Consider the following 25,926-nt stretch of genomic DNA (forward strand, 5'->3'; position numbering starts at 1 on the left):
CACAGGAAAGGAGTGCTGTCATGTACGCCCGATCCACCACCGTGCGAGGCAACCGTCAGCGGATGGACGACGCGATCGCCTACGTCCGCGACGAGGTCATGCCGGCCCTGCAGGGGATGAGCGGCTGCGTGGGCGTGTCGATGCTCTGCGACCGCGACGACGGCCGCTGCATCATCACCTCCGCGTGGGCCGACGAGACCGCGATGCACGCCACCGAGCAGAGCGTCGTCGACTACCGCCGGCGGTGCGCCGAGATCATGGACGGCGAGTACGAGACCGAGCCGTGGGAGATCGCGGTCATGCACCGCCTGCACGAGGCGCCCGAGGGCGCCTGCACCCGGGTGATCTGGGGCCGGCGCAGCCCCGATCAGATGGACAGCAACCTCGAGGACTTCCGCATGGCGATGCTGCCGCGGATGGAGGAGCTGCCCGGTTTCTGCAGCGTCAGCCTCATGGTCAACCGGGCCAGCGGGCGGACGGTCACCTCGGTGACCTACGCCAGCCGCGAGAAGATGCGGTACGCCACCGAGCGGGCCGAGGCCATGCGCGAGGAGTTCGCGCGGGCGGTGAGCATGGAGCTCACCGACATGGCCGAGATGGACCTCGTCCTGCACCACCTGCGCGTCCCCGAGATGGTCTGAGGGACGTCGTCCTCCGGGGTTTCGCGCGATCAACCGCGCGCGGTTGATCGCGCGAAACCGCGTCAGACCACCCGGGTGAGCGCCGGCCAGAGGTCGTCGGCGCCGGCGAGCAGGCCCGCACCGAGCACGCGCGACCAGTGCAGCTCGCTGCCGGCCTCGTCGCGCCAGGACCACAGCCGCCGCGTGAGGCTCTGCAGCTTGTGCTCCTGCGTGAACCCGATCGCGCCGTGCACCTGGTGGGCCAGCCGGGCCACCACCTCGACGGCGGCACCGGCCCGCACCTTCGCCGCCGCGGCGGCGAGGACGGCGTTCTCCCCCCGGTCGAGCGCCTGGACGGCGGCGTCGACCAGCGCCGCGACCGCGGTGACCTCGCCGGCCATCTCGGCCAGCTCCATCTGGATGGCCTGGAACTTGGCCAGCGGCCGGCCGAACTGCTGCCGCTCGCCGGCGTACTGCACGGTCCAGGCGAGCACCTGCTGAAGCGCCGCCGACAGCTGCACCGCCCGCGCCAGCGCGTAGCGGGCGCGCACCGCCTCGGCCTGCGCCGCGGTCAGCACCGCCCCGGTCGCCGGGGTGCTCCGGAACACCAGCGACCCCCGCGGCTCCCCCGCCAGGTTCGCCGCCGCCGTCGCCTCCAGCCCCGAGACGTCGACCAGCGCGAGCAGCGCCCCGTCCAGCCCGGCGGGCGGCTGCGTGAGGACGGCGACCCGCTGCGCTACGCCGGCCCACGCGACGTCGGTCGCCGTCCCGGTGAGGAAGAACCGGCCCGGCCCGTCGCCGTCGTCGGACGCCTCGACGGTGACCGCCTCGGCGAGGGCGATCGTCAGCGGCTGGTCGAAGGCGGTGTGCTCCACGCCCGCCGCGGCCAGCGCGGGCCCCGCGGCCAGCAGCTGCTCGGCCACGGGGACGGCGGCGGCGCCGGCGGCCAGCGTGGCCACGATCGCGACCGCGTCGGCGAGCTCGCCGCCCGAGCCGCCGGCCTCCTCGGGGATGCCGACGCCGGTCAGCCCCGCCTCGGCCAGGGCGGCCCACAGCCCGGCGTCCCACCGCCGCTCGGCGGTGAGCACGAACGGCTCGTGCGAGCCGAGGATGTCCCGGACGGTCTCGACGACCAGGTCCTGGTCCGACGCCATCAGCGCAGCCCCAATCCACGAGCCACGATCCCCCGCAGGATCTCGTTCGTCCCGCCCCGCAGCGTGTAGCCCGGGGCGTGCAGCTGCGCCTCGGCCAGCGCGCGGGCCAGCGGGTCCGGCGAGTCCAGCGACGCCGGCGCCTCGACCACCCGCCGGACCTCGTCGATCACGTCCGCCTCGAACGTCGTCCCGACGTCCTTGACCAGCGCCGCCGCGATGTTGGGCAGCTCGCCGCGATCCAGCGCCGCGGCGATCCGCAGCGACATCTGCCGCAGCGCCAGCAGCCGCGCCGACAACCGGCCCAGGACCGCGACCGCGGCCGGATCCCCCGACGAAGAAACCCGCCGGGCGAACTCGGCGATCAGCGGATAGGTGGACAGGAACCGCTCCGGGCCGCTGCGCTCGAAGGCCAGCTCCGCGGTCACCTGGTGCCAGCCGTTGCCCTCCTCGCCGAGCACCATGTCGGCGGGGACGACGACGTCCTCGAAGACGACCTCGTTGAAGTGGTGCCCGCCGTCGAGGATCCGGATCGGGTTGACCGTGATCCCGGGCGTGGCCAGGTCGACCAGCAGCTGCGAGAGCCCGGCGTGCCGGTTGGCCGGGTCGGCCGGCGAGGTCCGCACCAGCACGATCGCGTAGTGCGAGTGGTGCGCGTTCGACGTCCAGATCTTGGCCCCGTTGACCACCCAGTCGCCGTCGCCGTTGCGGGTCGCCCGGGTGCGGATCGAGGCCAGGTCGGAGCCGGAGTCCGGCTCGGACATGCCGATGACGAAGAAGCACTCGCCCGCCGCGATCCGCGGCAGGATCTCCGCCTTCTGCGCCTCGGTGCCGTAACGCAGCAGGTTCGGGCCGGACTGCCGGTCGGCGATCCAGTGGCCGGCGACCGGCGCGCCGGCAGCGAGCAGCTCCTCGGTGACGGCGTAGCGCTCCATCGCCGTCCGCTCGTGCCCGCCGTACTGCTTCGGCCAGGTCATGCCCAGCCAGCCGCGGTCGCCGAGCTTCTTGGAGAAGGCCGGGTCGACCCCGGACAGCCAGGTGTCGACGTGCGTGGTGAACGAGCCGGCCGCGAGCTCGTCGGCGAGGAACGCACGGACCTCCTCGCGGACCTGCTCGGCCGCCTCCGACCGCGGCGCCGGCGCCAGCGTCAACGCGTTGCTCACGCCCCGCACCCTGCCAGAGCGTCGGGTCGGCGGCCCGGGCAGGTCAGGGCCGGCGGCTCACGACGAGGGCTCGTCCTCCGACGCCGATCCGCGGGTGAGCTGGCGCAGCTCGCTCACGACATCGCTGGCCGCCGACGTGAGCGAGAACAGGGCGCCGGAGACCAGCCGGCGCACGCCCGCGGCGTCGAGGCCGAGCACCGCGCCGAGCCCGGCCGCCACGTCGACGCCGGGCAGGCCTGCCCCGCCCGGCGAGCGGGCCGGCTGGTCGGCGAGGTCCGGCGACCAGCGCATCGCGTCGCCGGAGACGGCGTAGTCACCGGTCGCGCCGTCGAGGGCCTGAGCGATCGCGTCGTCACGGGTGTCCATGGCGCCCTCCCGGAGCCGTGCTGCCCTCACGATCCTCGCCCGGGGGCGGTCGCGCACCTACCTTCTGCGCGCACCCCGGTCACGGTCCCCGGCGCGGCACACCCCAGCCGGGTCAGCGCGAGCAGGGCGATGTCGTCGGCGCGGCGCGGGCCGGTGAGGTCGGCCAGCAGCCGGTCGACCAGCTCGTCCGGGTCGGCGGTGCCGGCCCGCGCGGCCGCGGTGAGCAGCCGGTCCAGGCCGTCGTCCAGGTCGGCCGACCGGCTCTCCACCAGCCCGTCGGTGAACAGCAGCAGGGTCGCGCCCGGGGGCAGGACCCCCGCCCACTCCGCGGCCGGCGCCGGCGCGGGCGGCGCACCCAGCATCCGGCTGGGCGCGACGGGCAGCAGCTGCGCGGCGCCGCGGTCGATCAGCACCGGCGAGAGGTGCCCGGCCGAGGCGATCCGCAGCTGCCCGGTGGCCGGTTCGAGCGTGGCGAACAGCGCCGTGGCCATCCGCTGCAGCCCGAGCAGCGACCAGCTGGCCTGCAGCCGGTCGATCACCGCGCTGGGCGCGGGCTGGTCGACCAGCATCGCCCGGTACACGCTGTGCAGCTGACCCATCGTGGCCGCCGCGGTGATGTCGTGGCCGACCACGTCACCGACGGCCAGGGCGACGGCGCCGTCCGGCAGGGTCACCACGTCGTAGAAGTCGCCGCCCACGTCGACCCCGCGTGTGGCCGCGAGGTACCGCACGGCCAGGGCCAGCCCCTCGACCGACGGCGGGGGTGGCGGCAGCAGGTTCGCTTGCAGCGTGTGCGAGGTCCGGACGTCGAGCTCGTAGCGCTGAGCCTTGTCGACCACCAGCGTCACCTGGAGGGCAAGCTGCTCGGCCACCTCGACGTCCGCCGCGGTGAACCGCGGCCGGGACCGGTCGCCGAGCAGGGTGATCACGCCGAGCGGCCGCCCTTCCACGACGAGCGGCACGCTGATCAGGCTGCGCAGCTCCAGCTCCAGGCCGGCCTGCAGCTCCTCCGCGTCGCGGGCGACCCGCGCCAGCAGGTCGTCGCCGAACTCGGCGATCCACTGGGTGCGGCCCTGCACGTACGCACGCGAGCTCGGCGGGGAGCCGCTCCGCGTGGCCGCGTGGTGCAGCCGCAGCCGGTCGACCACGGACTGGCGCGCGGGGTCGCCGTGGCGGGCCACGATGCGGGAGAGCCCCTGGTCGCCGGCCAGGTCGATGAAGACGACGTCGGCCAGCCGGGGCACCGCGAGCTCGGCGATCGCGGCGAGCAGGTCGCGGACGTCGGCGGCGCCGGCCATCAGCCGGGCGGCGTCGAGCAGCAGGACCGACCGCTCCGCCTGCCGGGCGGTCTCCTCGTGCAGCTGCGCCCGCTCGAGCGCCTGACCGGCCTGGCGGCCGAGCGTCCAGAGCAGGTCGACCTCGGCGGCCGGCAGGGGCCGGTGCAGTCCGGCGACCGGTTCCTCCAGGCTGATCAGCCCGTTCCCGCCGCTGCCGAGTCCGAGGACCAGCACCCCGAGGCGCCGGCCGTCGGCGGCGACCGGGACGACGACGAGCTCGGTCAGCCGCGCGGCGGCCAGGGCCGCGGCCACCGCGGGCTGCACCTCCCGCATCCGGTCGTCCAGCGGGATCGACCGCACCCCCTGGGCGAGCTCGAGGGCCAGGCGCTCGCCGGCGGCGAGCTGCAGCTCGTGCAGCAGCGCGTCGGGCAGCCCCTCGGCCAGGACCAGCCGCAGCGCGGGCTCATCGGCCGGTGCGTCGTCGGGCTCGTCGATGAGCAGCAGCGCCGCGCCCGCCGCCTGCAGCGCGCGCCGGCTGCGCTGCACGATCACGGCGGCCACGTCGGAAACCGTGGTCGCCGCGGCCAGGTCCCAGACCACCTGCTGCAGCGTCCGCGACCGGGCCTCGGACTCCTCCGCGGCGCGCTGGGCGGCCAGCAGCTCGCGCTCGTAGCGCCGCCGCGCGGTCGCCTCGAACAAGGTGGTGCGGACCAGCAGCGGCGCACCGGCGTCGTCGCGGAGCTCGACCGCGTTGAGCAGGCAGGGCAGCACCGAGCCGTCCACCCGGAGGAGGTCGAGCGCGATCTCCCGCACCGCTCCCTGCATCCGCAGCAGCGGCGCCAGGTGGGTCTCGTGGAACACCCGGCCGCCTACGGCGAGCAGGTCCTGGAACCGGCTGCCCAGCACCTCGTCGGCCGGCCGCCCGGTCCACGCGCAGAAGGTGCGGTTGACCTTCACGATCGTGCCGTCGGGCAGTGAGGACAGGTAGCCGCAGGGCGCGTTGTCGTACAGGTCCGCGGGATCGTCCTCCAGCAGCCGGGACAGGTCACCCCGCGGATCGGGCGCGCCCACGCCGACGTCCGCCCCGCTCACGTCGCGAGGAACGCCCGGATCGCCGCAGTGGTCTCCTCCGGGGCTGAGAGGTGCGGACAGTGGCCGGTGGCCGCCAGCCGGGTCAGCGTGCTGCCGGGGATCTGCTCGTGCACGTACCGGCCGACGACGTCGGGCGCGATGACGTCCTGGCTGCACTGCAGCACGAGGGTGGGGACGCGGACGCCGGGCAGGTCGGCCCGGGTGTCGGACAGGAAGGTCACGCGGGCGAACCGGCGGGCGATGTCCGGGTCGGTGCGGCAGAAGCTGTTGCTCAGTTCCTCGGTGAGCTCCGGCCGGTCGGGGTTGCCCATGATCACCGGCGCCATCTGCCGGGACCAGCCGAGGTGGTTGCTGTCCAGCGTCTCGAGCAGCCCGGTGATGTCGGCGCGGCTGAACCCGCCCACGTACGGGTGGTCGTCCACGTAGCGGGGGTTCGGGCCGACCATGACCAGCGCGCCGAACAGCCCGGGCGCCTCCCGCAGCGCGAGGACGCCGATCATCGCGCTCACCGAGTGCCCGACGAACACCACGTCGGAGAGCTCGAGCTCGCGGCAGATCTCGACGACGTCGGCGGCGTAGCCGCGCAGCGAGCCGTACTTGTCCGGGTCGTAGGCCGACAGGTCGGAGTCGCCGGCGCCGACGTGGTCGAAGACGACCACCCGGTGGTCGACGGCGAAGTCGGGGGCGACGAACCGCCACATGGCCTGGTCGCACCCGAAGCCGTGGGCGAACACGATCGGCCGCGCGCCCGGAGGTCCGCACACGCGGACGCGGTTGCGCGCGGCGACGCTCATCGCCTCATGGTGGTTCGCGACGGCGGACCGGACAAGCCCGCAACGACCGGGCTGCTCCGCAGCGCGGACCCGGGGAGTCATCCGCCCGGGGGAGCGGCGCCGCACGGGAGTCGGGCGTCCGAGAAATTTTCCCGGTCCCAGGACGTATCAGGACACAAATCCCTGTCATCCGGGACATCGGGCTCCCTAATGTGCCCACCGATCCGAGCCAGAGACGTCAGCAACCGTGAACAGAGGTGTCCCATGACCGCCACCGCGGTCCTCCCCCGCTCCGGCGCCGGCCGGCCGGCTGCCGCCGTCCGCCCCGCCGCGTCCACGCCGACGCCGACCCGCGCCGTCGCCTACCAGCGCATCCTGCACACGCTGGTGCGCCGCGAGCTGCGCCTGCTGGCCGAGCTGTCGACCTGGGCGCCGGCCGGCGAGCCGGCCCGCACCGCCGCCCTCACCCGGCACGCCGAGCTGATCGGGCGCGTGCTCCTGCAGCACCACCGGGTCGAGCGGGACCTGCTCTGGCCGGCGCTGCAGCGCGCGCTGCCCGGCGACGAGGAGCTGGCCACCCGGCTGGCCGAGTGGACCGACAGCTGCGCCCGGATCGACCACGAGCTGCGCGACCTCGCCACCGCCGCCCGGCAGTGGGCCGTCGCCGAGACCTGCGCCGCCCGGGACAGCTTCGCGATGGCCTGCCTCGACCTCGCCGACGCCGTCGACGCGCAGACCGCCCGCGAGGAGGAGCAGCTGCACCCGCTGCTGGCAGCCCACCTGGAGACCTGCACGTGGACGGCGATCGCCCGCTCGGTGCGCTCGGATCTCTCCCCCGCGAGCAGACGCTGGTGCTCGGCCTCGCGATGGAGGACGCCTGCGCCGGCGACCGCGCGCGGCTGCTCTCCGGGCTCCCGACGGTCCGCCGGTGGACGTGGCGGGCGGTCGGGTCCGGCCGCTACCGCGCCGCCGTCGTCCGCCTGCGGGGAGCCCCGCCCGCCCTGTGACACCTGCTGGAACGGCCACCCTCCAGGGCCCTGCGCTGAGCCTGTGAGGCGTGGGGGGGGAAGGGTGGTCCTTTCAGTAGCGGGACGTGCCGCACTCGGTGCAGCGCTTGCGCGGCGCGCGCGTCTCCTTGTGGCAGTTCGGGCAGGTCCAGGTGACCGGCCGCACGATCGTGGTGGTGCTCATGGCGCTCGTTCCCCTCGAAGTGACGACTCGTCACCACGCTGCTCGGTGACGATCGCGAACCACGCTAGGAAGGCCGTGTGACGCGACGGTGACCTCGAGGTTGCGGTTCCGTGCGGTCCCGTGCCGATTGCCTCACAGGTAGGCGACGCCACCGTCGAGGTCGATCCGGTTGCGGGGCGGGGCGCCGTCCTCGACGTCGTCGCGGCGCAGCTCCCGGGCGCGCTGCTGCTCGAGGTCCACCGCCCGGCCGGGCGCCAGGGCCGCGGAGAAGACGTCGAGCCCACCGGCCGACAGCGCGTGCCGCCGCCGGCGGGACACCGGGCCGCGGCGGCCGAGCCGGGCGGCGAGCTGCTCCCCGACCGCGACGCCGACCAGCAGCAGCACCAGACCCGGCAGGGTCAGCGCGACCAGCAGCCCGGGACCCACGGACGAACCGTAGCGCGACATGCCGGGCCGACGGGGTGACAAGGCGGGGGGAATCTGCGCACAATGGCGAATTGCTGCAACTGCAGGAAAGCAGCACATTTGCGGAATTGCACGGATTTTAACGGAGAGAGCAGGAATTGTCGAGTCCTCGACGAGATGACGTCGCCGACCCGGAGCTGACCGCGGAGCAGACCGCGGTGACCGTGCGCTACCGGCGGCTGGACCAGGTGCGGGCCCGCGCGGTGCACCGGCTGCGGGAGGCGCTGGCGACCCGGCCGACGACGCCCCAGTCGGTCGGCGAGCGGGAGGCGGCGGCCAACTTCCAGACCGCCCGGCTGACCGCCCTGGACGCCGCCGAGAGCGGCCTGGTCTTCGGCCGGCTGGACCAGCGCGGCGATGCGGGCTCGCGCTACGTCGGCCGGATCGGCCTGTCCGCCGAGGACGGCGACGAGGAGCCGCTGCTGGTCGACTGGCGCGCCCCCGCCGCCCAGCCCTTCTACACCGCGACCGCGCTCAACGACCTCGGCATCGCCCGGCGCCGGCACATCCGGACCCGGCTGCGCGAGGTGGTGGCGCTGTCCGACGAGGTGCTCGACCCCGACGACCCCGCGGCCGCGACCTCCTCCGGCCTGACCGGCGAGTCGGCGCTGCTGGCGGCCCTGAACGCCAGCCGCACCGGGCGGATGACCGACATCGTGCGGACCATCCAGGCCGAGCAGGACCGCATCATCCGGGCCGACGCCAAGGGCGTGCTCGTCGTCCAGGGCGGCCCGGGCACGGGCAAGACGGCGGTGGCGCTGCACCGCGCGGCCTACCTGCTCTACACGCACCGCGAGCGGCTGGCCCGCAGCGGCCTGCTCGTCGTCGGCCCGTCGACGACGTTCCTGCGCTACATCGCCGACGTCCTGCCCTCGCTGGGCGAGACCGGCGTGCTGCTGTCCGACCTCGCCTCGCTGCGGCCGGGGCTCACCGCCACCGGCACCGAGCCGCCTGAGGTCGCGGAGGTGAAGGGCCGGCTGGCGATGGTCGACGTCCTCAAGGCCGCCGTCCGGGACCGGGAGACGCTGCCCGACGGCGTCGAGACCGTCGTCGTCGACCGGACCAAGGTCGAGTTCCGCCCCGCTGACGCCAAGCAGGCCCGCACCCGAGGCCGGGCCGGCCGGCGACTGCACAACGAGGGCCGCCGCGTGTTCGCCCGCGAGGTGGTGGACCTCATCGCCCGCCGCTACGCCGAGCAGCTGGGCTCCGACCCGCTGGGCGGGGCGAGCCTGTTCAGCCGGCGCGACCTCGAGGAGATCCGCGAGGAGGTCGCCGGCGAGCCGTCGGTGCGCGACCTGGTCGACCGGCTGTGGCCGCGGCTGACCGCCGAGCAGCTGCTCCGCGACCTCTACGCCTCCCCGCGGCGGATCAGGGCCGCGACCCGCGGCTGGTCCGACGCCGACCGCGCGCTGCTGCACCGCCCCGCGGACGCCGCCTGGACGCCGGCCGACGTCCCGCTACTCGAGGAGGCCGAGGAGCTGCTCGGTATCGACCCCGCCGCGGCCGCCGCGGCCGACCGCCAGCGCTCGATGCTGGTCCGGCAGGCCCAGGAGACCCTCGACATCCTCGCCGGCTCGCAGTCGACCGACGTCGACGAGGGCGAGGAGGCCGAGTTCCTCTCCGCCGCCGACGTCCTCGACGCCGAGCTGCTCGCCGAGCGGCAGGAGGTGGTCGACACCCGGACCGCGGCCGAGCGGGCCGCCGCCGACCGGACGTGGACCTTCGGGCACGTCGTCGTCGACGAGGCGCAGGAGCTCTCCGCGATGGCCTGGCGGACCGTGCTGCGGCGCGTGCCCACCCGATCGATGACCGTGGTCGGCGACGTGGCGCAGACCGGCTCCGCGGCCGGGGCGACGTCGTGGGCGCAGACGCTGGGCCCGCACCTGGGCGACGGGTGGCGGCTCGAGGAGCTGACGATCAACTACCGGACGCCGGCCGAGATCATGGCGGTCGCCGCCGACGTGCTGGTCGCGACGGGCAGCGGTCTCACGGCGCCCCGGTCGGTCCGCTCCACCGGGGAGCAGCCGACCGCCGAGCGGGTGGACGAGGCCGAGCTTCCCGCACGGGTGGCCGAGACCGCCGCCCGGCTGGCCGAGGGCGAGGGCACGCTCGCCGTCCTCGTGCCGCCGAGCCGGCTGACGGAGGTGGCCGCGGCGGTCGCGGCGCGCGTGCCCGGCACCTCGGCGGACACCCTCGCCGACCTCACCGCGGGCACCGTCGTCCTCCCCCCGGAGGGCGCCAAGGGCCTGGAGTTCGACGCGGTGCTCGTGGTCGACCCGGCCGGGATCGTGGCCGAGGGCGTGCGCGGGTGGAGCGACCTCTACGTCGCGCTCACCCGCGCCACCCGCACGCTCGCCGTCGTCCACCCCGGCGAGCTCCCGCCCGAGCTCGCCCGCCTGCACGACTGAGACGGAGGCAGGGAGCGGAGGTTTCCTCCGCTCCCTGCCTCCGCTCGGGGGTGTCCGTCAGGCGCGGTCCCAGGCCCCGTCGCCCATCCGCAGCACGAGGACCCCGCACCAGGTCCGGGCGATCGCCGGCAGCGCCGTGCTCAGCGCCGGCAGCCAGGCGTCGTTGGCGGGTGTCCGACGTGCTCACGAAGCTGCACGCGGCCAGCCGGGCCGAGGCGGTCGCGCTGGCCCGCGACGCCGGCCCCGGTCCCGCACAGGGGCTTCAGCCCGAAGAAGTCCCTAGCCGTGGACGGCGAGGACGACGCCGCTGGCCGGCTTCGCCGGGATCCGCCGCAGCGAGATGGTGAGGTCCTGCTCGGGGACGTCGAACTCCAGGCGCGCCAGCCGCACGGCCAGCGCCGCCAGCAGCGCGACGACGATGTCCTCGCCGGGGCAGCGGTGGCCGGTCCGCGGGTCGCCGCCGCCCTGCGGGACGAGCTCGAACGCGCCGATGTCGCGGCCGAGGAAGCGCTCGGGGCGGAACGCGTACGGCTCGTCCCACACCTCGGGGTCGTGGTTCTGCCCGAAGAGGTCGAGGAGCACCATCGCGCCCGCCGGGATGCGCCGGCCGTCCCACTCGACCTCGCGCGGCGCCCTGCCGCCGAGGAACGGCGCGAACGGGTAGAAGCGCCGCACCTCGTGCGCGAACGCCTCCGCGAACGCCGGGTCGCCGGAGGCCAGCCGATCCCGGTGCTGCGGCCAGCGGATCAGCGCGTGCCCGGCGAAGGCGAGGAACCACGCGATCGCCGTGGTGGGCCGGATGATGTTGATCAGCTCCACGGCCGCGACCCGGGGCTCCAGCTGCTCGCCCTCGGCGTCCCGGTGGTGCGCGACGACGTCCACCGCGGAGCCCTCCGGCACCGTCGTCCGCCCCTCCCGGACGTCGGTGACCAGCTGCGCCAGCCAGGCCTCCCGCCGGCCGCGGGCGCGGCGGGCCCGCCAGTGCCGCGGGCCACCGGTGGCGAAGCCGTCGACCATCGCGAGCAGGTCGCGGGCCAGGGCCGGCACCTCGTCGTCGCCCACCGGGATCCCCGCCCAGCGCGAGACCGGGCCGGCCAGCACCGTCGCGGCCTCCTCGTGCAGCACGATCGAGCGGCGCCGCGCCCACGCCTTCACCGCGTCATCCCAGGCCGCCGTCGTGCGTTCCACGAGCGAGCCGATCCCGTCGCCCATCAGCAGCGCGACGAACATCGCCTTGCGCACCCGGTGCTCGTGGCCGTCGAGGTGGTGCACGCCGCCCTTGCCGAACAGCGTCGCCGACACCGGCTCGGGCAGCGCCCCGGCCCGGCGGACGTGGTCCTCGTCGTAGAAGAACCGGGCGGCGTCCGGCCCCTCGAGGCCGACCGCCGGCCGGCCCACCAGGCGCGCCCGGACCGTCCGGGCGGCGGCGGCGCGGCGCTTGTCGGGCAGCCAGGCGTACCCCGTGGTGAGCAGGCGCAGGCTGTCGTCGAGCGGCATGCGCAGTCCGGTGCCCAGGCGCCCGCGGCGGCAATCATGATCGTCAACCCGGTCGCTGCTCCTGCCGCCGGTCGTCGCGCGGCTCGGTCGCCTCGTCGGGCGGTACGTCCGCGCCGGTGCCGGCGGTGCTGCCGTGCCCGAGCCGGCGCAGCAACGCCTCCACCTCCGCCACCGCCCAGGACGACTCGTCGCCCCCCGGCAGGCGCCCGGCCACCTCGCCCAGCGCCTCCGCCATCGCCTGCTCCCCGTCGGTGAGCAGGCCGCGGTAGGCCGGGTCGAGCAGGTAGCCGGTCGGCGGGGTGGCCAGGCAGCCGATCAGGTCGAGCAGCACCTCGAGCCGGCGCGCCGCCTCGGCCGCCGACGTCCCGGCCGGCGTCATGGCCACCGTCTCGACGTCCCGCTCCCACAGCCGGGCCCGCGCCGGGTCCTCCTGCAGCGCCAGCACCGTCCCGCCGCAGCGACGGGCACCGCCGTCGAAACGCAGCGCGCTGCGCACCTGGTGGGCGATCCGGATCAGGTCGTCGTCGAGCATCGAGGTGCCCACGAACAGCACGTGCCGGGTCAGCAGCAGGGCCTGCAGGACGCCGGCCAGCGCCGCCCGCGAGTCGCCGAGCTGCAGGTACTCCTCGCGGGTCAGGACGACGCTCTCCGGATGCGCGGCGTCGCCGTGCAGCTTGAGCAGCCACGGCGCGCCGGGCACCGACTCCTCGAAGGGCAGCACGGTCAGGTCGCGGCCGATGCCGGCGGCGGCCAGCTCCACCAGCGGGTCGTAGTTGGTGGTGACGAACTCCTGCACCGGCAGGTCGGCGACCAGGGCGTGCGCCAGCGCGTAGCAGCCGGGGCCGAAGCGCTCCTTGACGAAGCCCTCCAGCGCGTCGCGGCCGAGCTCGCGGGCCAGCAGCGCCGCCGAGTCCTGCGCCGGCAGCCGGGACAGGCCCTCCCGCAGGTCGTCGTCCAGGCCCGAGCGGGCGGCGAGCTCGTCGAGCAGCTGCTCCCAGGTGGGCAGGCCGGCGGCGGCGCTGACGCCGGCGCCGACGAACACCGCGAGCTGGCCGCGGCGCGCCGCCTCCCCGAGCCGCCCGGCGAGGTCGTGCAGGTGCTCGGGCAGGTCCCAGCCGCCGCCGTCACCGCGGCGCACCCGCTGGGCGGCGGCCAGGTCGCTCGGCCCGCGCAGCACGAGGGCGACGTCGAAGCCGTGCTCGGCGGCGGCCTCGCCCAGCAGCGGCAGCAGCTCGCGCAGCAGCGTGCCCCGCTCCCCCGCCGCGCCGCCCCAGCCGGTGCCCAGCGCGGGCAGGCCGACCAGCCGGCGGGCCCGCCCGTGCACCGGCTGGGCCACCTCCCGCTCCGCCACCGCAGCCAGCGCCGTGCGGGCGCCGTCCAGCAGCCACGGCAGGCCGCGCCCGTCGTCGTCCACGGTGTCGACCAGCCAGACCCGGCGCGCGGCGTCCCCGGGCACCGGGAGCACCCGCTCCTCCCCCGACCACGACAGCCCGAGGCAGACGCCGTCGGCGTTCTCGTCGGTGACCACCTCGTCGGGGATCAGGGACCGGAAGCCCGGGGCGACCCGCAGCGACCGGTCGGTGGGGACGAGGACGTCGTCGCAGGACAGCCGGGTGAGGTCCGCCCCGACGACGAAGACGTGGCCGTGCACGCCCGCTGCGGTACCCCGCCCGTGCCGGGGGAACCGGAACGGATCCGGCCGTTCCTAGCCGAGGGCCCCGCAGCCGCCGGCGCCGCAGGCGCACCCCGCGCACGCGGCCGGCACCGCGGGCGCCGGGCGCGCGGCCGCGCGGCGCAGCGAGCCCGCGCCCACGAGCACCGGCACGGCGAGGACGGCGACGACGAGCGCCGCGACCACCGTGGCGACGTCGGCGGCCCGGCCCCAGCCCTGCGCCACGCCGGTCGCCACCAGCAGCCCGGTGACCAGCAGCGACCACACCAGCAGCGCGACGCCGCCCCGGCGGGCGGTCCCGCCGCGGCCCAGCAGCACAAGAGCGCCGGCCAGCAGCAGCACCGGGATCGCGACCAGCAGCACCCAGCCGGCCACGGCCGCGGAGAGCGCGGCGACCGCGAGCGCGGCCAGCCCGGCGACGACGGCGCCGGCGCCCAGGCCCCGTGCCCGGCGGTCGAGGACGCCGGTGCCCGCACCCCGGACCAGCAGCGCCCCGCGGACGGCGAGGAACGCACCGGTGGCGCCGAGCAGCAGCCGCCCGCCGCCGGCCGGCCAGAGCAGCGCGACCGCGGCGACGGCCAGCATCGCCAAGCCCAGGGCGAGCCAGCGGGGCCAGGCGCGCTTGGCGACGTCGGGGGCCGTCTGCGCGGTCAGGATGCCGGGTGCTGCGCTCGCCACGGCTCCAGTGTCCCTCACCGGCCGCGCCGCGCCGGGAACCGCCCGGCGGAAGCGGGCCCGTCGTGCCAGTCTCGGCGGGCGGACCGGCCCCGGGCAGCGCGGGCCACCGGAGCGAGCGGGACGGGAGCGGCGTGACGGAGTCGGTGCGGCGCGCCGCCCGCAGCACCGCGCTGCGGCGGCTCGCGCAGCTCGGCTTCGCCGGGTACGGGCTGCTGCACCTGCTGGTCGCGTGGCTGGCGCTGGAGCTGGCCTGGGGGCCCGGCGGCGGCACCGCCGACCAGGCGGGCGCGCTGGCCGTGCTGCACCGCTCCCCCGGCGGCGGCGTCCTCCTCTGGGTGCTGGCCGTCGGCCTGGCCGGCCTCGGCGTGTGGCAGGCGGTCGAGGTGGTGCGCCACCACCGCCGGCTGCCCCCGCCCGGTCCGAGGCGGCGGGCCGCCGTCGTCCAGGCGGCGAAGACGGTCGGCAGCGCGTTGCTCTACGGCTCCCTCGCCTTCTCCGCGGCGCGGGCGGCGCTCGGGGACGGGCAGCGGCGCGGCGACGAGGAGCAGGCCGTCCGCGGCGTGCTCGGCTGGCCCGGCGGGCAGGCCCTCGTCATCGGGGTCGGGCTGGTCGTCGTGGCGATCGGCGGCTACCTGGTCCGCAAGGGCCTGCGCTCGGACTTCCTCGGCGAGATCGACCTGGCCTCGGTCGCGCCCCGGCTGTGCGCGCTCACCCACCGATTCAGCCAGGTCGGCTTCGTGCTCAAGGGGATCGCCGCCGTCCTCGTCGGCCTGGTCGTCGCCTGGGCCGCCCTCACCTTCGACGCCGAGCGGGCCACCGGCCTGGACGGCGCCCTGCGGACGGTCGCCGAAGAGCCCTACGGGCAGTGGGTGCTCACCGTCGTCGCGGCCGGTCTCGCCGCCTTCACCGTGTACTGCCTCGCCAGGGCCCGGCACCCGGTGGGGTAAGGCGGCCCACCTGCGGGTATGTGCCGGACCGGCACCGATGCGGTGCCCGGGGGGAACCGTCTTCCGAAGGAGCCCGGACATGAGCGCACAGGGAACGGCCGGTGAGGCGGTCCACGCCGCCGACCGCGCCGGCCAGAGCGACGGCCTCGAGAACCTCGCCCGCATCGGGCTGATCGCCTACGGGATCGTGCACGTGCTCGTCGCCTGGCTGGCCCTGCAGCTGGCCTGGGGCGGCGGCGGGCAGGAGGCCGACCAGTCCGGGGCCATGGCCACCCTCGCCGGCTCGCCGGTCGGCAAGCCGCTGCTGTGGATCATCGCCGTCGGCCTCATCGCGCTCGCCGCGTGGCAGGCCGCCGAGATCCTGCGCTGGCGCAGCGGCCTGTCGGCGTCCGGGGACCAGAAGAAGAAGGCGGTCAAGAAGATCGTCAAGTCCATCGCCAAGGCGGTGGTCTACGCCGGGCTGGCCATCATGGCGATCCGGTTCGCGCTGGGCAGCCCGCAGTCCAGCGCGCAGCAGCAGCAGCAGCGCACCGCCGGCGTCTTCTCCTGGCCCGGCGGCCGGTGGCTGGTGGCGATCGCGGGCCTGATCCTCATCGGCATCGGCGTCCACCACGTCGTCCGCGGGGTCAAGAAGACCTTCCTCAAGCAGATCGACCTGTCCGAGGCACCGCCCAAGGCCACCCGGCTGATCACCCGGCTCGGCCAGATCGGCTTCCCGGCCAAGGGCGTCGCGCTGGCCCTGGTCGGCGTCCTGCTCGGCTACGCGGCGATCACCTTCGACCCGTCCAAGGCCACCGGCCTGGACGGCGCGTTGCGCACGATCCTCGACGCCCCGTTCGGCGAGGTGCTGCTGACGCTGGTGGCGCTGGGCATCGCCGCGTTCGGCGCCTTCTGCTTCGCCCGGGCCCGCTACCCCGAGCGGACCTGACCCGCCGGCTCCGGCTCCGCCTCCACCGGGCGGCTGAGCTTCCGCCAGATCCAGCTCGAGGGCACCCGGCGGCCCGAGACGACGTACTCCAGCGTGGCGTCCACCACGAGGATCGTCGACAGCGCCCGCCGGGCGCTCGGCCGGCCGGCGAGCAGCAGCTCGTCGCCCACGGCCAGGGCGAAGTCGCCGTCCGGGCCCATGACGGCCTCGTCGTCGCGCAGCACGAGCAGGGCCACCGCGTGCAGCGGGTCCTCGCGGGTCTCCGGATCGCGCAGCAGGTCACCGAGGCGGACCTCGCCGGTCTCGAGCCGCTCGCAGAGGGCGGGCGCCTCCTGCGCCGTCAGCCGCACCTTCCACAGCGCCTGCAGCCGCAGCCCGCACAGCTCGCGCATCCGGTCGACGATGCCGGCCGCCCACTGCTCGTCCATCGCGGGCAGCTCGCGGACGAACCGCCACAGCAGCGGCGTGGACAACTGCGCGTAGACCTCGTGCGCGATGACCTCGGTGGGCACCAGCAGCGCGTCGATCCGCATCGCGGCGAACAGCGGCGCGCCGGCCGGCCGGTTCTGGCGGGCGGCGACGAACAGCGACCGGTTGATCCGGCGGGCGGCGGCGACCAGCGAGAGGTTGGTCGTGTCGTTGTCGGTGCCCGCCACGAAGCCGACGGCGTCCTCCAGGCGGGCCCGTGCGAGCACCTCCGGCTCGACGCCGTCCCCCACGACCATCCCCTCGTCCGGCTCGCCGGACGGGTGCGGCTCGATGACGGTGACCTCGATGCCCTCGCTGCGCAGGTCGGCGGTGATCTCCCGGCCCAGTCGCCCGTAGCCGCAGACCACCCAGCGGCCGTCGCGGGGCGGCCGGCCGCGCTCGGGCAGCTCGGCGCCCGGCCCGCTCTCCAGCCAGGTCAGCAGCTGGTAGCTGGCCGGCGCCTTGAGCGCGAGGCGCAGGTGGTCACCGAACCGGTCGAACGGGTTGACCACGCTCGGCGAGCCGAACGCCCGCATCCGCTCCGCCATGGCCTGCGAGGTCGCCCGGGCGACCACCGGCAGGTCCGGGCGCAGCAGCGCGGCGGCCATGACGACGGAGAGGTTGACCTCCTCGTCATCGGTGAGCGCGACGACCGCCTCGCACCGCCGTGAGTCGAGCCCGGCGACAGCGAGGTGGCCGGGATCGCGCGCGTCGGCGGCCAGCCCCGGCACGTCGGCGTGGAAGGAGTCCAGTTCGATGCCGTCGATCCGCTCCACCGAGGCGTCGAGGACGACGAACCGCCGGCCGAGCGCATCGAGCGCGTGGCCGAGCAGCTCACCGGCCCGGCCGTAGCCTGCGACGAGGACGAACGGCTCGGCCAGCCGGGACACCGTGCGGCGGAACCGCTGCAGGGCCAGCGCCTGCCGGAACGAGCGGTCCTGCAGCAGCGCGAGCAGCGACCCGATGGCGTAGGCCCAGCCGATCACCGTCAGGTAGATCGAGATGGTCACCCACATGCGCTGGTTGTAGGTGAACGGGTACGGGATCTCGCCGAAGCCGATGGTCGTCGCGGTGTAGCTCATGACGTAGAAGGCGTCGAAAAAGCCCATCCGCCACGGCCGGCCCTGGGCGTCCACGCCGGGGATCAGCGTCAGCCCGAGGACGCTCACCGCGAAGATCGTGATCAGCACGATCAGCGGCGCGCGCATCCGCCGCAGGATCAGGAAGATCGCCTCCGAGGCCCGCGCCGCCGACGCGGCCGCGACCCGCACCGGGGCCCGGCGGATCCGCCGCTCGTGCTCCTCCGGCTCGAACAGCCGGGTCCAGAAGGTGAGCAGAGGGTTGCCCATGCCGGCCTCCGATCAGCTGCGGTGGAACGACACGGTCTCCACGACGAGCAGCACGACCGAGACGACGTTGGCCAGCAGCGCGCCGCCGGACAGCGACACGACGCTCGCCGTCCAGTCCTCGTTGAGCCCGGCCGAGGAGACGTAGACCGCGTAGCCGTACATCAGCGACGCGCCGATCAGCTGCAGGTCGGCGACCAGGCTGGTGGCCAGGTGGACGGCGCCGATCTGCGTCCGGTCCCCGAACTTGAGCACGGTCGCGATCAGGTTGACCACGACGGCCGCGAACAGCTCGTACGGGTTGTGCAGGGCCGGGTTGTCGATGTCGCCGATGAAGAAACCGAAGTTCAGGGTCGCCGCGAGCACGACGAAGAACCCGAAGACGACCTTCTCCAGGTTCACCCGGCCCTCCCGTCGCGTCCGCCCGCCACGTGATCATGACGGACAGCCGCGCCGGGCGCGCGTCAGGCCTTGGGACCGCCCGCGACGTAGATGACCTGGCCGGAGACGAAGCCGGCGCCCTCGCTGACGAGGAAGGACACCGTGTGCGCGATGTCCTCCGGCTGACCCGCCCGGGCCACGGGGATGGCGGCGGCCCGCTCGGCCACGTACTCGTCCCAGTCCCGGCCGATGCGGGCCGCGGTCGCCCTCGTCATGTCGGTGGCGATGAAGCCGGGCGCGATCGCGTTCGCCGTGACGCCGAACCTGCCGAGCTCGATCGCCAGCGTCTTGGTGAAGCCCTGCAGCCCCGCCTTGGCGGTCGAGTAGTTGGCCTGGCCGCGGTTGCCGAGCGCCGAGGTGCTCGACAGGTTCACGATCCGGCCCCACTTGGCCTCGGTCATGTACTTCTGCGCCGCCCGCGCCATGAGGAACGAGCCACGCAGGTGCACGTGCATGACGAGGTCCCAGTCGTCGTCGGTCATCTTGAACAGCAGGTTGTCCTTGGTGACGCCGGCGTTGTTGACCAGCACCACCGGCGGGCCGAGCTCGGCGGCGATCCGGTCGACCGCGGCCTGCACCTGCGCCGCGTCGCCGACGTCCGCGCCGACGGCCAGCGCCCGGCCTCCTGCGCCCTCGATGGCCTGGACGGTGTCGCGGGCGTCGTCCTCCTTGAGGTCGACGACGGCGACGGCGAACCCGTCCTCCGCCAGCCGCCGGGCGGTCGCCGCCCCGATCCCCCGAGCGCCTCCTGTGACGATCGCGACCCGCTGGCTCACGAGGCCACCCGCTCGAAGATCGCGGCCAGGCCCTGCCCGCCGCCGATGCACATCGTCTCCAGCCCGTAGCGGGCCTGCCGCCGGTCCATCTCGCGGGTCAGCGTGGCGAGGATCCGCCCGCCGGTGGCACCCACCGGATGGCCGAGGGAGATGCCGGAGCCGTTGACGTTCGTGCGCTCGAAGTCGGCGTCGGTGAACCCCCACTCCCGGGTCACCGCGAGCACCTGGGAGGCGAAGGCCTCGTTGAGCTCGATGAGGTCGATGTCCGAGAGCTTCAGCCCGGCCAGCTCCAGCGCCTTGGCCGTGGCCGGCACCGGGCCGATGCCCATGGTCTTGGGCGGCACGCCGCCGATGCCCCACGAGACGAGCCGGGCCAGCGGGCGCAGGCCGAGCTCCTCGGCCTTCTCCGGCGAGGTGACGACGCAGATCGCGGCGCCGTCGTTCTGGCCGCTGGCGTTGCCGGCGGTGACCGTGGCCTCGGGGTCGTTCTTGCCCATGATCGGGCGCAGCTTGGCGAGGGTCTCGACGGTCGAGTCGGGGCGGATGTGCTCGTCGCGCTCGACGACGGTGTCGCCCTTCCGGCCGGTGATGGTCACCGGGACGATCTCGTCGGCGAACCGCCCCTCCTCGGTGGCGGCGGCCGCGCGCTGGTGGGAGCGGACGGCGTACTCGTCCTGCTCCTCGCGGGGGATCTTGTAGTCGCGGCGCAGGTTCTCCGCCGTCTCGATCATCCCGCCCGGCACCGGGTGGTTCACGCCGCCGGCGGTCACCCGGCCGCGGGCCAGCCCGTCGTTGAGCAGCACCCCGGGGCCGGCCTTGACTCCCCAGCGCATGGCGACGGAGTAGAAGGGCGCGTTGCTCATCGACTCGGCACCACCGGCCAGGACGACGTCGGAGACGCCGTTCTGCACCTGCATCGCCGCGTAGAGCACCGCCTGCAGGCCCGAGCCGCAGCGGCGGTCGATCTGCAGTCCGGTCGCGGTCACCGGCAGGCCGGCGTCCAGGGCGGCGACCCGGCCCAGCGCGGGGGCCTCCATCGTCGGATAGCAGTGGCCGAGGACGACGTCGTCCACCGATTCCGGCGGCAGCCCGGTGCGCTCCATCAGCGCCTTGATCACCGTGGACGCGAGGTCCTGCACCGGTACGTCCCGAAGCGATCCGCCGAAGCCCCCGACCGGGGTCCGCAGCGGCTCGCAGATCACCGCATCGCGCACGGCGCTCCTCCTTCGTCGGTCCCTCTCCACCTACAGGTCCCTCTCAACCTGCAGGTCCCTCTCCCCCTGCAGGTCGCAGTCTGCCCCGGCCCGCCTCGACCCGCCCGACCCGGGTCTGCGAGGGTGACGGTCGTCTCACGCGAGGAGGACCAGTGCCCTATCCCGGTGCGTTCGCCGCCACCACGCCCGACAAGCCCGCCGTGATCATGGCCGGTTCCGGCGAAACCCTGACCTACGGGCAGCTGGAGGAGCGCTCGGCGCGGCTGGCCGACCACCTGCGCGGGCTCGGCCTCGCCACCGGGGACGTCGTCGCGCTGCTCACCGACAACCGCCCCCAGGCCTGCGAGGTGTACTGGGCCTGCCAGCGGGCCGGGCTCTACGTGACCGCGGTGAACTGGCACCTGACCGCCGCCGAGGCGGCCTACATCGTCGGCGACTGCGGCGCGCGGGTGCTCATCGCCTCGGCCGCGCTGGCCGACCTGGCGCGCGAGGTCCGCGCGGCCGCCCCGGCGATCACCGAGACGCTGGCCTTCGCCGGCCCGATCGACGGCTTCGGCGACTACGAGGCGGCCCTCGCGGCGGCGAACCCGGTGCCCCCGGCCGAGCAGCCCCGCGGCGCGGACATGCTCTACAGCTCGGGCACCACCGGCCGGCCCAAGGGCATCAAGCCGCAGTTGCCCGGCCGCGACGTGACCGAGCCCGGCGACACCTACGTCGCGGTCTTCCAGCCGATGTACGGCTTCAGCGCCGACACCGTCTACCTCTCCCCCGCGCCGATCTACCACGCCGCGCCGCTGCGCTTCGTCGGCGTCGTCCACTCGACCGGCGGCACGGTCGTGATGCTGGAGTCCTTCGACGCCGAGAAGGCGCTCGCCGCGATCCAGGAGCACCGGGTCACGCACAGCCAGTGGGTGCCGACGATGTTCGTGCGGATGCTCAAGCTGCCGGAGGAGGTGCGCAGCCGCTACGACGTCTCGAGCCTGCGCGTGGCGATCCACGCGGCGGCGCCCTGCCCGGTCGAGGTCAAGCGGGCGATGATCGACTGGTGGGGCCCGGTGCTCTACGAGTACTACAGCGCCACCGAGGGCATCGGGATCACCTTCATCGACAGCCAGCAGTGGCTGGCCAAGCCCGGCTCGGTCGGCAAGGACGGCGTCCTCGGCATCGCGCACGTCGTCGGCGACGACGGCCGCGACCTGCCGACCGGCGAGACCGGCGTCATCTACTTCGAGCGCGAGGAACTGTCGTTCCAGTACTTGGGCGACCCGGCCAAGACCGCCGCCGCCCAGCACCCCGACCACCCGAACTGGGCCACCGTCGGCGACATGGGCTACCTCGACGAGGACCACTTCCTGTACCTCACCGACCGCCAGTCGCACATGATCATCTCGGGGGGCGTGAACATCTACCCGCGGGAGATCGAGGACGTGCTCATCGAGCACCCCGCGGTCTACGACGTCGCGGTGATCGGGCTGCCCGACGAGGAGATGGGCGAGCGGGTGCAGGCCGTCGTCCAGCCCGCGGCCGGCGTCACCTGGACGCCGGAGCTCGAGACCGAGCTGCTGGACCTCTGCCGGTCGCGGCTGGCGAAGTTCAAGTGGCCGCGGAGCATCGAGGCGGTCGACGAGCTGCCCCGGACGCCGACCGGCAAGCTGCTCAAGCACGTCCTCCGGAGCCGCTACGCCGGGCAGTCGTCCCCGGCGTAGCGGCGGGCCCCTGCAGGGGCCTCAGCTGGTCGCGACCTGCTCGACGGCGAGCAGCTGCCACAGGCCGGTGATCTGCAGCGGGCGGATCACCGCACGGCTCGCGGCGAGCACCCGCAGCGTGACGTCCTCGGCGACGGCCCGCCGGTGCACGGCGGCCAGGGCGCACAGGCCCGCGGAGTCGAGGAAGGTGACCCCGGCGAGGTCGACGGTGAGCTCGCGGACCCCGGCGTCGAGGACGCGGTTGAGCTCGGTCGTGAGCTGCGGGGCCGAGGAGCAGTCGATCTCACCGGCGGCGGTGAGCCGCGCGGTGGATCCGGACAAGGCGACGGAGACGGTTATCAGTTCGCCGCTGGGCTGGTCGAGAGTTGCGGTCACAAGTACCTCTCAGAGTGGGAGGACCGGACCAATGGGAGCGATACGGCGTCGAAACGACGCACAACCCGACACTGGCAGTTCACGGCTTGCTGTTGAACCGCAACCCGAACCGTACGGAGTGCCCGTCGCCACCGCAAGGGTCGGCGCACGGCGCGGATACTGGGGACGTGGCGAAGCGGTGGCTGGTCGGCGGGCTCGTGTGGGCGGTCGTCGCCGTCCTGGCCTTCCTGGTCCTCGACCCGGTCATCGCCGCATTCGTCGCGATCATCGTCGCCACCCTCGTCACCGTCGCGGCGCTGGCCGCCGACTGGGAGCGGCACCCGACCTTCGAGCAGCGGGAGCTGGCCCGCGCCCGGAAGCGGGCCGAGAAGTGGGAGCGGACCAAGGACGCCCGTGCCCGCGACCGCGCCCGGTGGGAGGCCCGGCAGGCCCGCAAGGCGGCCGGGGAGTAATTGCGTCGACAGCCGCCGCGGCGGCTGCCTACCGTGCGGCCATGCGGAACCGCTGACCGCCCCGCGCCCCGAGCGGCCTGCTGAGCCGCTCCTGCTCGCGCCCTGACGGCGCTCCCCGCTCCTCCCGCCCTGCCGCCGCGTGTCCGCGGCCGGGGTTCCCGCCTGCCCGCAGGAGGCCCGCATGTCCCGCCCTGCCCACTCCCCCGCCGACGGCGCGGCCGCTGCCGCCCGCGCGGCGCTGCCCGACGACGACGCCGCCCGCTTCGATCGGCTGACCTCCGCCGTCCTCGCCTCCTCCGCGCTCGGCCCGGGCCTGCGCGCCGTCCTCCCCGGACCGGCCGGAGTCCGCTGGCTGCACCGGGAAGGGCTCGCGTCCACCGCCCGGCCGGGCGCGCTGACCGCCGAGCAGTGGCGGTCGCTGTTCGAGGCCTGGACGCGGTCCCGGGCGCCCTCCCCCGGGGCGCCGGCCGGGCGTGGCGCCCGCGGGCGGCCGTCGAACGGGCACGGCCACGCGCCCGGCGCGATGGCCGCGCCGCGCTGGTTCTGAGCGCATCGTTTGTGGGGCCGGCGTTCCGTAACCTCGCGGGGTGCCCCTGACCCGCGAGACCGTCGCCGCACGGCTGGCCGGCTTCCCCCGGGTCGCCGCCGACCGGCCGGAGCTCAAGCAGGCCGCGGTCGCCGTCTGCGTCACCGAGCACGACGGCGTGCCGTGCCTGCTGATCACCCGCCGGGCGGCGCGGCTGCGGGGGCACGCCGGCCAGTGGGCGCTGCCCGGGGGCCGCCGCGAGCCCGGCGAGACCGCGGTCGAGGGGGCGCTGCGCGAGACCCGCGAGGAGGTCGGGCTCGTCCTCGGCGCGGACGCCGTCCTCGGGGTGCTGGACGACTACGTGACCCGCTCCGGGTACGTCATGACCCCGGTCGTCTGCTGGGCCGGCCCGGCCGGCGACCTGGTGGGCGCGGAGGCGGAGGTCGCCGCCGTCCACCAGGTGCCGCTGGCCGACCTCGACGTCGAACCGCGGTTCGTCCGCATCCCCGAGTCCGACGCGCCGGTGATCCAGCTGCCGCTGTTCGACCGGCTGGTGCACGCGCCGACGGCGGCGATCGTGCACCAGTTCTGCCGGATCGCCTGCCGCGGCGAGGTGCAGCGGGTGGCGCACTACGAGCAGCCGGTGTTCGCCTGGCGTTAGCCGCGCAACGCGGGGTTCTTGCGGAAGTCCCAGCTGACGACCTTCTCCGGCCGGACCCGCAGCCAGCCGTGCCGGCCGTCGGAGACGAACTCGTCGGAGCCGGTGTACTTGCGCGCGAACAGCCGCTCCGGGTCGGCGAGCTCGGGCACCGGATCGGCGCCCCGCGGGACGTCGCCGACCACCTCGGCCCGGCCGGTGAGCTCCACGCCGCGCAGCTCCCAGTACTCGGTGCCGGCGTCGACGACGACGGCGACCCGCGGGTCCCGGACCAGGTCGGCCCACCGCCGGCTGCGCACGAGGGAGTGCAGCCACAGGCTCGCGCCGTCCCAGACGAACCACAGGGGGACGACGTGCGGCCGGCCGTCGGCGCCGGTCGTGGCGACCCGGCAGGTGTGCTCGGCGCGGAGGAACGCGTCGAGCTCGTCGGGGGTCATGGCGATCCGCCGGCCGCGGCGCTGCTGGGTCGGTGAGGTCATGGCCGCAGGATGCCGGATCAGCCCTCCTCCGGCGGGCAGTCCGGGTCGCTGATCGCCAGCAGCGCCTCCCGGCGCGCGGCCGGCCCGAGCCCGCGCAGGTCGGCGGCGCCGAACTGGGTGACGACGACGCCGACGTCGGCCCGGCCGATCGTGACCGGGCCGGACAGCCGCTCGACGATCCGGCTGCGCCCGCGGCCGGAGGCCGGCAGCGCCACGATCGGCAGCCCGCCGTCCGAGCGCTGCGCACCGCGCGTGAAGTCGACCGCTCCCCCGATGCCGCCGACGGAGCGCCCGCCGATCGCCTCCGCGCCGACCTGGCCGGTCAGGTCCACCTCCAGCGCGGTGTTGACCGAGGTGAACCGCGGCAGCGAGCCGAGCACCGCGACGTCGTGGGTGCAGGAGGTGTCCCGCAGGGCGACGCGGGGGTTGCCGTCGAGCCACTCGATCAGCCGCGCCCCGCCCATCACCACCCCACCCACGCTGACCCCGCGGTCGATCGGCTTGGTCCGGTTGGTGACGACGCCGCGCTCGACGAGGTCGACCATGCCGTCGGCGAACAGGCCGGAGTGGATGCCGAGGTCGTTGTGCTCGCCGAGGGCGGCGAGCACCGCGCCGGGGAACGAGCCGATGCCGATCTGCACGACGGCGCCGTCCGGCACGAGCGCCGCGACCTGCCGGGCCAGCTGCTTCTCGACGTCGTCGGGCTCCGGCGCCGTCCACGTCACCGGGGCGCGGTCGGTGCGGACGACGACGTCGATCTCCTCCGGGCCGAGGGTGCGGGCGCCGGGGATGCTCGGGAACGCCGGGCTGACCTCGGCGATCACCACCCGCGCGCCGGCGGCCGCGGCCGAGAGGTACTCGTCGGCCAGCGACAGGGGGTACCGGCCGTCCGGGCCGGGCGGGGCGAGGGTCAGCAGGACGACGTCGGCGGGGATCACCCGCCGGCGCAGCAGCCCGGCCAGCGCCGAGTAGTGCACCGGCAGCACCTCGAGCAGGCCGGCGGCGTGCCAGGCGCGGTTGCGGCCGCTCGCCCCGTAGGAGCGCAGCCGGAGGTCCGGCGCCGCCGCCGGGTCGAACGCGTCGGCGTAGGTCGTGCCGACGAAGGCGGTCAGCGGACCGAGCGCCGGCGCCTGCCGGGCGAGCGCGGCGGTCAGCGCCGCCGGTTCCGCGCACGCCTGACCCCACACCAGGCCGTCGCCGGGGCGGATCCAGCGCGACAGGTCGAGGCCGTCGGCGCCGTCGAGGACGAGTGCCATC

25 protein-coding genes and 1 pseudogene are annotated in these 25,926 nt (G+C 75.2%); 10 read left to right on the top strand and 16 right to left on the bottom strand.

Annotated features, from left to right (window positions below):
• Nucleotides 1–20 precede the first annotated feature (20 nt).
• Entirely contained in the window at nt 21–641 is a 621-nt protein-coding gene (locus AB3388_RS20135; protein ID WP_495407094.1) for an antibiotic biosynthesis monooxygenase, read from the top strand.
• A 62-nt stretch (nt 642–703) separates the two neighbouring features.
• Here AB3388_RS20135 and AB3388_RS20140 read toward each other — a convergent pair whose 3' ends face one another.
• The 5 genes from AB3388_RS20140 to AB3388_RS20160 are packed head-to-tail and all read right to left on the bottom strand — an operon-like array spanning nt 704 to nt 6,463.
• Entirely contained in the window at nt 704–1,774 is a 1,071-nt protein-coding gene (locus AB3388_RS20140; RefSeq protein ID WP_495407095.1) for an acyl-CoA dehydrogenase family protein, read from the bottom strand.
• Nucleotides 1,774–2,934 carry an acyl-CoA dehydrogenase family protein gene (locus AB3388_RS20145; RefSeq protein WP_495407096.1) on the bottom strand — a complete coding sequence of 387 codons (1,161 nt, stop codon included), beginning with the start codon at nt 2,932–2,934 and terminating at the stop codon, nt 1,774–1,776. Before AB3388_RS20145 ends, AB3388_RS20140 begins: the two co-directional genes overlap by 1 nt.
• Nucleotides 2,935–2,991: 57 nt before the next feature.
• Nucleotides 2,992–3,300: a hypothetical protein gene (locus AB3388_RS20150; protein WP_495407097.1), complete on the bottom strand. Its 309-nt coding sequence runs from the start codon at nt 3,298–3,300 to the stop codon at nt 2,992–2,994.
• Between the two features lie 26 nt (nt 3,301–3,326).
• Complete coding sequence (locus AB3388_RS20155; RefSeq protein WP_495407098.1) at nt 3,327–5,669, bottom strand: SpoIIE family protein phosphatase; 2,343 nt, start codon at nt 5,667–5,669, stop codon at nt 3,327–3,329.
• Nucleotides 5,666–6,463, bottom strand: coding sequence for an alpha/beta fold hydrolase (locus AB3388_RS20160; RefSeq protein WP_495407099.1), 798 nt, complete (start codon nt 6,461–6,463; stop codon nt 5,666–5,668). The genes AB3388_RS20155 and AB3388_RS20160 overlap by 4 nt, the downstream gene beginning before the upstream one ends.
• Nucleotides 6,464–6,706: 243 nt before the next feature.
• On the opposite strand from AB3388_RS20160, the pseudogene AB3388_RS20165 reads away from it, so the two are divergent.
• Both AB3388_RS20165 and AB3388_RS20170 read left to right on the top strand, forming a co-directional pair.
• Nucleotides 6,707–7,153: pseudogene (locus AB3388_RS20165) on the top strand (hemerythrin domain-containing protein); the annotation flags it as partial.
• An 83-nt stretch (nt 7,154–7,236) separates the two neighbouring features.
• Entirely contained in the window at nt 7,237–7,449 is a 213-nt protein-coding gene (locus tag AB3388_RS20170; protein ID WP_495411489.1) for a hypothetical protein, read from the top strand.
• Between the two features lie 316 nt (nt 7,450–7,765).
• Here the strand turns inward: AB3388_RS20170 and AB3388_RS20175 are convergent, their stop codons facing one another.
• Nucleotides 7,766–8,059, bottom strand: a complete 294-nt coding sequence (locus tag AB3388_RS20175; RefSeq protein WP_495407100.1) for a DUF6191 domain-containing protein — start codon at nt 8,057–8,059, stop codon at nt 7,766–7,768.
• 137 nt (nt 8,060–8,196) lie between these two features.
• Between AB3388_RS20175 and AB3388_RS20180 the strand changes: the two genes are divergently transcribed.
• Nucleotides 8,197–10,506, top strand: a complete 2,310-nt coding sequence (locus AB3388_RS20180) for a HelD family protein (RefSeq protein ID WP_495407101.1) — start codon at nt 8,197–8,199, stop codon at nt 10,504–10,506.
• Nucleotides 10,507–10,785: 279 nt separating this feature from the next.
• Here the strand turns inward: AB3388_RS20180 and AB3388_RS20185 are convergent, their stop codons facing one another.
• Genes AB3388_RS20185 through AB3388_RS20195 form a run of 3 tightly spaced genes read right to left on the bottom strand, consistent with a single transcriptional unit; the run spans nt 10,786 to nt 14,353 of the window.
• Entirely contained in the window at nt 10,786–12,003 is a 1,218-nt protein-coding gene (locus AB3388_RS20185) for a cytochrome P450 (RefSeq protein WP_495407102.1), read from the bottom strand.
• A 43-nt stretch (nt 12,004–12,046) separates the two neighbouring features.
• Nucleotides 12,047–13,654: an SIR2 family NAD-dependent protein deacylase gene (locus AB3388_RS20190; RefSeq protein WP_495407103.1), complete on the bottom strand. Its 1,608-nt coding sequence runs from the start codon at nt 13,652–13,654 to the stop codon at nt 12,047–12,049.
• Between the two features lie 54 nt (nt 13,655–13,708).
• A complete protein-coding gene (locus AB3388_RS20195; protein WP_495407104.1) occupies nt 13,709–14,353 on the bottom strand; it encodes a hypothetical protein in 645 nt (214 codons plus the stop codon).
• A 131-nt stretch (nt 14,354–14,484) separates the two neighbouring features.
• Between AB3388_RS20195 and AB3388_RS20200 the strand changes: the two genes are divergently transcribed.
• Both AB3388_RS20200 and AB3388_RS20205 read left to right on the top strand, forming a co-directional pair.
• Nucleotides 14,485–15,300 carry a DUF1206 domain-containing protein gene (locus tag AB3388_RS20200; protein WP_495407105.1) on the top strand — a complete coding sequence of 272 codons (816 nt, stop codon included), beginning with the start codon at nt 14,485–14,487 and terminating at the stop codon, nt 15,298–15,300.
• A gap of 79 nt (nt 15,301–15,379) precedes the next feature.
• Entirely contained in the window at nt 15,380–16,228 is an 849-nt protein-coding gene (locus AB3388_RS20205) for a DUF1206 domain-containing protein (protein WP_495407106.1), read from the top strand.
• Here AB3388_RS20205 and AB3388_RS20210 read toward each other — a convergent pair.
• The 4 genes from AB3388_RS20210 to AB3388_RS20225 form a co-directional block, all read right to left on the bottom strand.
• A complete protein-coding gene (locus AB3388_RS20210; RefSeq protein ID WP_495407107.1) occupies nt 16,210–18,045 on the bottom strand; it encodes a potassium channel family protein in 1,836 nt (611 codons plus the stop codon). The two genes, AB3388_RS20205 and AB3388_RS20210, sit on opposite strands and share 19 nt — an antisense overlap.
• A 12-nt stretch (nt 18,046–18,057) precedes the next feature.
• On the bottom strand, nt 18,058–18,444 hold the full coding sequence (locus AB3388_RS20215) for a DUF6394 family protein (RefSeq protein ID WP_495407108.1): 387 nt from the start codon (nt 18,442–18,444) through the stop codon (nt 18,058–18,060).
• A 62-nt stretch (nt 18,445–18,506) separates the two neighbouring features.
• Complete coding sequence (gene fabG, locus AB3388_RS20220) at nt 18,507–19,259, bottom strand: 3-oxoacyl-ACP reductase FabG (RefSeq protein ID WP_495407109.1); 753 nt, start codon at nt 19,257–19,259, stop codon at nt 18,507–18,509.
• A complete protein-coding gene (locus AB3388_RS20225) occupies nt 19,256–20,473 on the bottom strand; it encodes an acetyl-CoA C-acetyltransferase (protein WP_495407110.1) in 1,218 nt (405 codons plus the stop codon). Before AB3388_RS20225 ends, fabG begins: the two co-directional genes overlap by 4 nt.
• Before the next feature lie 152 nt (nt 20,474–20,625).
• Here AB3388_RS20225 and AB3388_RS20230 point away from each other — a divergent pair, with 152 nt between their 5' ends.
• Entirely contained in the window at nt 20,626–22,179 is a 1,554-nt protein-coding gene (locus AB3388_RS20230; protein ID WP_495407111.1) for an acyl-CoA synthetase, read from the top strand.
• A gap of 21 nt (nt 22,180–22,200) precedes the next feature.
• On the opposite strand, the gene AB3388_RS20235 is transcribed toward AB3388_RS20230, so the two are convergent.
• On the bottom strand, nt 22,201–22,500 hold the full coding sequence (locus tag AB3388_RS20235) for an STAS domain-containing protein (RefSeq protein WP_495407112.1): 300 nt from the start codon (nt 22,498–22,500) through the stop codon (nt 22,201–22,203).
• Nucleotides 22,501–22,721: 221 nt separating this feature from the next.
• Here AB3388_RS20235 and AB3388_RS20240 point away from each other — a divergent pair, with 221 nt between their 5' ends.
• The 3 genes from AB3388_RS20240 to AB3388_RS20250 all read left to right on the top strand — a co-directional run bounded on the left by AB3388_RS20240 (nt 22,722) and on the right by AB3388_RS20250 (nt 24,193).
• A complete protein-coding gene (locus AB3388_RS20240) occupies nt 22,722–23,006 on the top strand; it encodes a hypothetical protein (protein WP_495407113.1) in 285 nt (94 codons plus the stop codon).
• A gap of 181 nt (nt 23,007–23,187) precedes the next feature.
• Complete coding sequence (locus AB3388_RS20245) at nt 23,188–23,553, top strand: hypothetical protein (RefSeq protein ID WP_495407114.1); 366 nt, start codon at nt 23,188–23,190, stop codon at nt 23,551–23,553.
• A gap of 40 nt (nt 23,554–23,593) precedes the next feature.
• The gene (locus tag AB3388_RS20250; protein WP_495407115.1) at nt 23,594–24,193 is read left to right on the top strand and encodes an NUDIX hydrolase; all 600 of its coding nucleotides are present in this window, start codon (nt 23,594–23,596) and stop codon (nt 24,191–24,193) included.
• On the opposite strand, the gene AB3388_RS20255 is transcribed toward AB3388_RS20250, so the two are convergent.
• Nucleotides 24,190–24,669, bottom strand: coding sequence for a pyridoxamine 5'-phosphate oxidase family protein (locus tag AB3388_RS20255; protein WP_495407116.1), 480 nt, complete (start codon nt 24,667–24,669; stop codon nt 24,190–24,192). The genes AB3388_RS20250 and AB3388_RS20255 overlap by 4 nt on opposite strands.
• 17 nt (nt 24,670–24,686) lie before the next feature.
• Nucleotides 24,687–25,925: an acetyl-CoA hydrolase/transferase family protein gene (locus AB3388_RS20260; RefSeq protein WP_495407117.1), complete on the bottom strand. Its 1,239-nt coding sequence runs from the start codon at nt 25,923–25,925 to the stop codon at nt 24,687–24,689.
• Between the last annotated feature and the right edge of the window lies 1 nt (nt 25,926).

Source organism: Geodermatophilus sp. SMS 5-13 (assembly GCF_059428245.1).

Bases quoted from the DNA above. Each gene is read 5' to 3' on its own strand.
- AB3388_RS20135 (WP_495407094.1), top strand. From the start codon at position 21: ATGTACGCCCGATCCACCACCGTGCGAGGCAACCGTCAGCGGATGGAC.
- AB3388_RS20140 (WP_495407095.1), bottom strand. From the start codon at position 1,774: ATGGCGTCGGACCAGGACCTGGTCGTCGAGACCGTCCGGGACATCCTC.
- AB3388_RS20150 (WP_495407097.1), bottom strand. From the start codon at position 3,300: ATGGACACCCGTGACGACGCGATCGCTCAGGCCCTCGACGGCGCGACC.
- AB3388_RS20160 (WP_495407099.1), bottom strand. From the start codon at position 6,463: ATGAGCGTCGCCGCGCGCAACCGCGTCCGCGTGTGCGGACCTCCGGGC.
- AB3388_RS20185 (WP_495407102.1), bottom strand. From the start codon at position 12,003: ATGCCGCTCGACGACAGCCTGCGCCTGCTCACCACGGGGTACGCCTGG.
- AB3388_RS20205 (WP_495407106.1), top strand. From the start codon at position 15,380: ATGAGCGCACAGGGAACGGCCGGTGAGGCGGTCCACGCCGCCGACCGC.
- AB3388_RS20210 (WP_495407107.1), bottom strand. From the start codon at position 18,045: ATGGGCAACCCTCTGCTCACCTTCTGGACCCGGCTGTTCGAGCCGGAG.
- AB3388_RS20245 (WP_495407114.1), top strand. From the start codon at position 23,188: ATGTCCCGCCCTGCCCACTCCCCCGCCGACGGCGCGGCCGCTGCCGCC.
- AB3388_RS20255 (WP_495407116.1), bottom strand. From the start codon at position 24,669: ATGACCTCACCGACCCAGCAGCGCCGCGGCCGGCGGATCGCCATGACC.
- AB3388_RS20260 (WP_495407117.1), bottom strand. From the start codon at position 25,925: ATGGCACTCGTCCTCGACGGCGCCGACGGCCTCGACCTGTCGCGCTGG.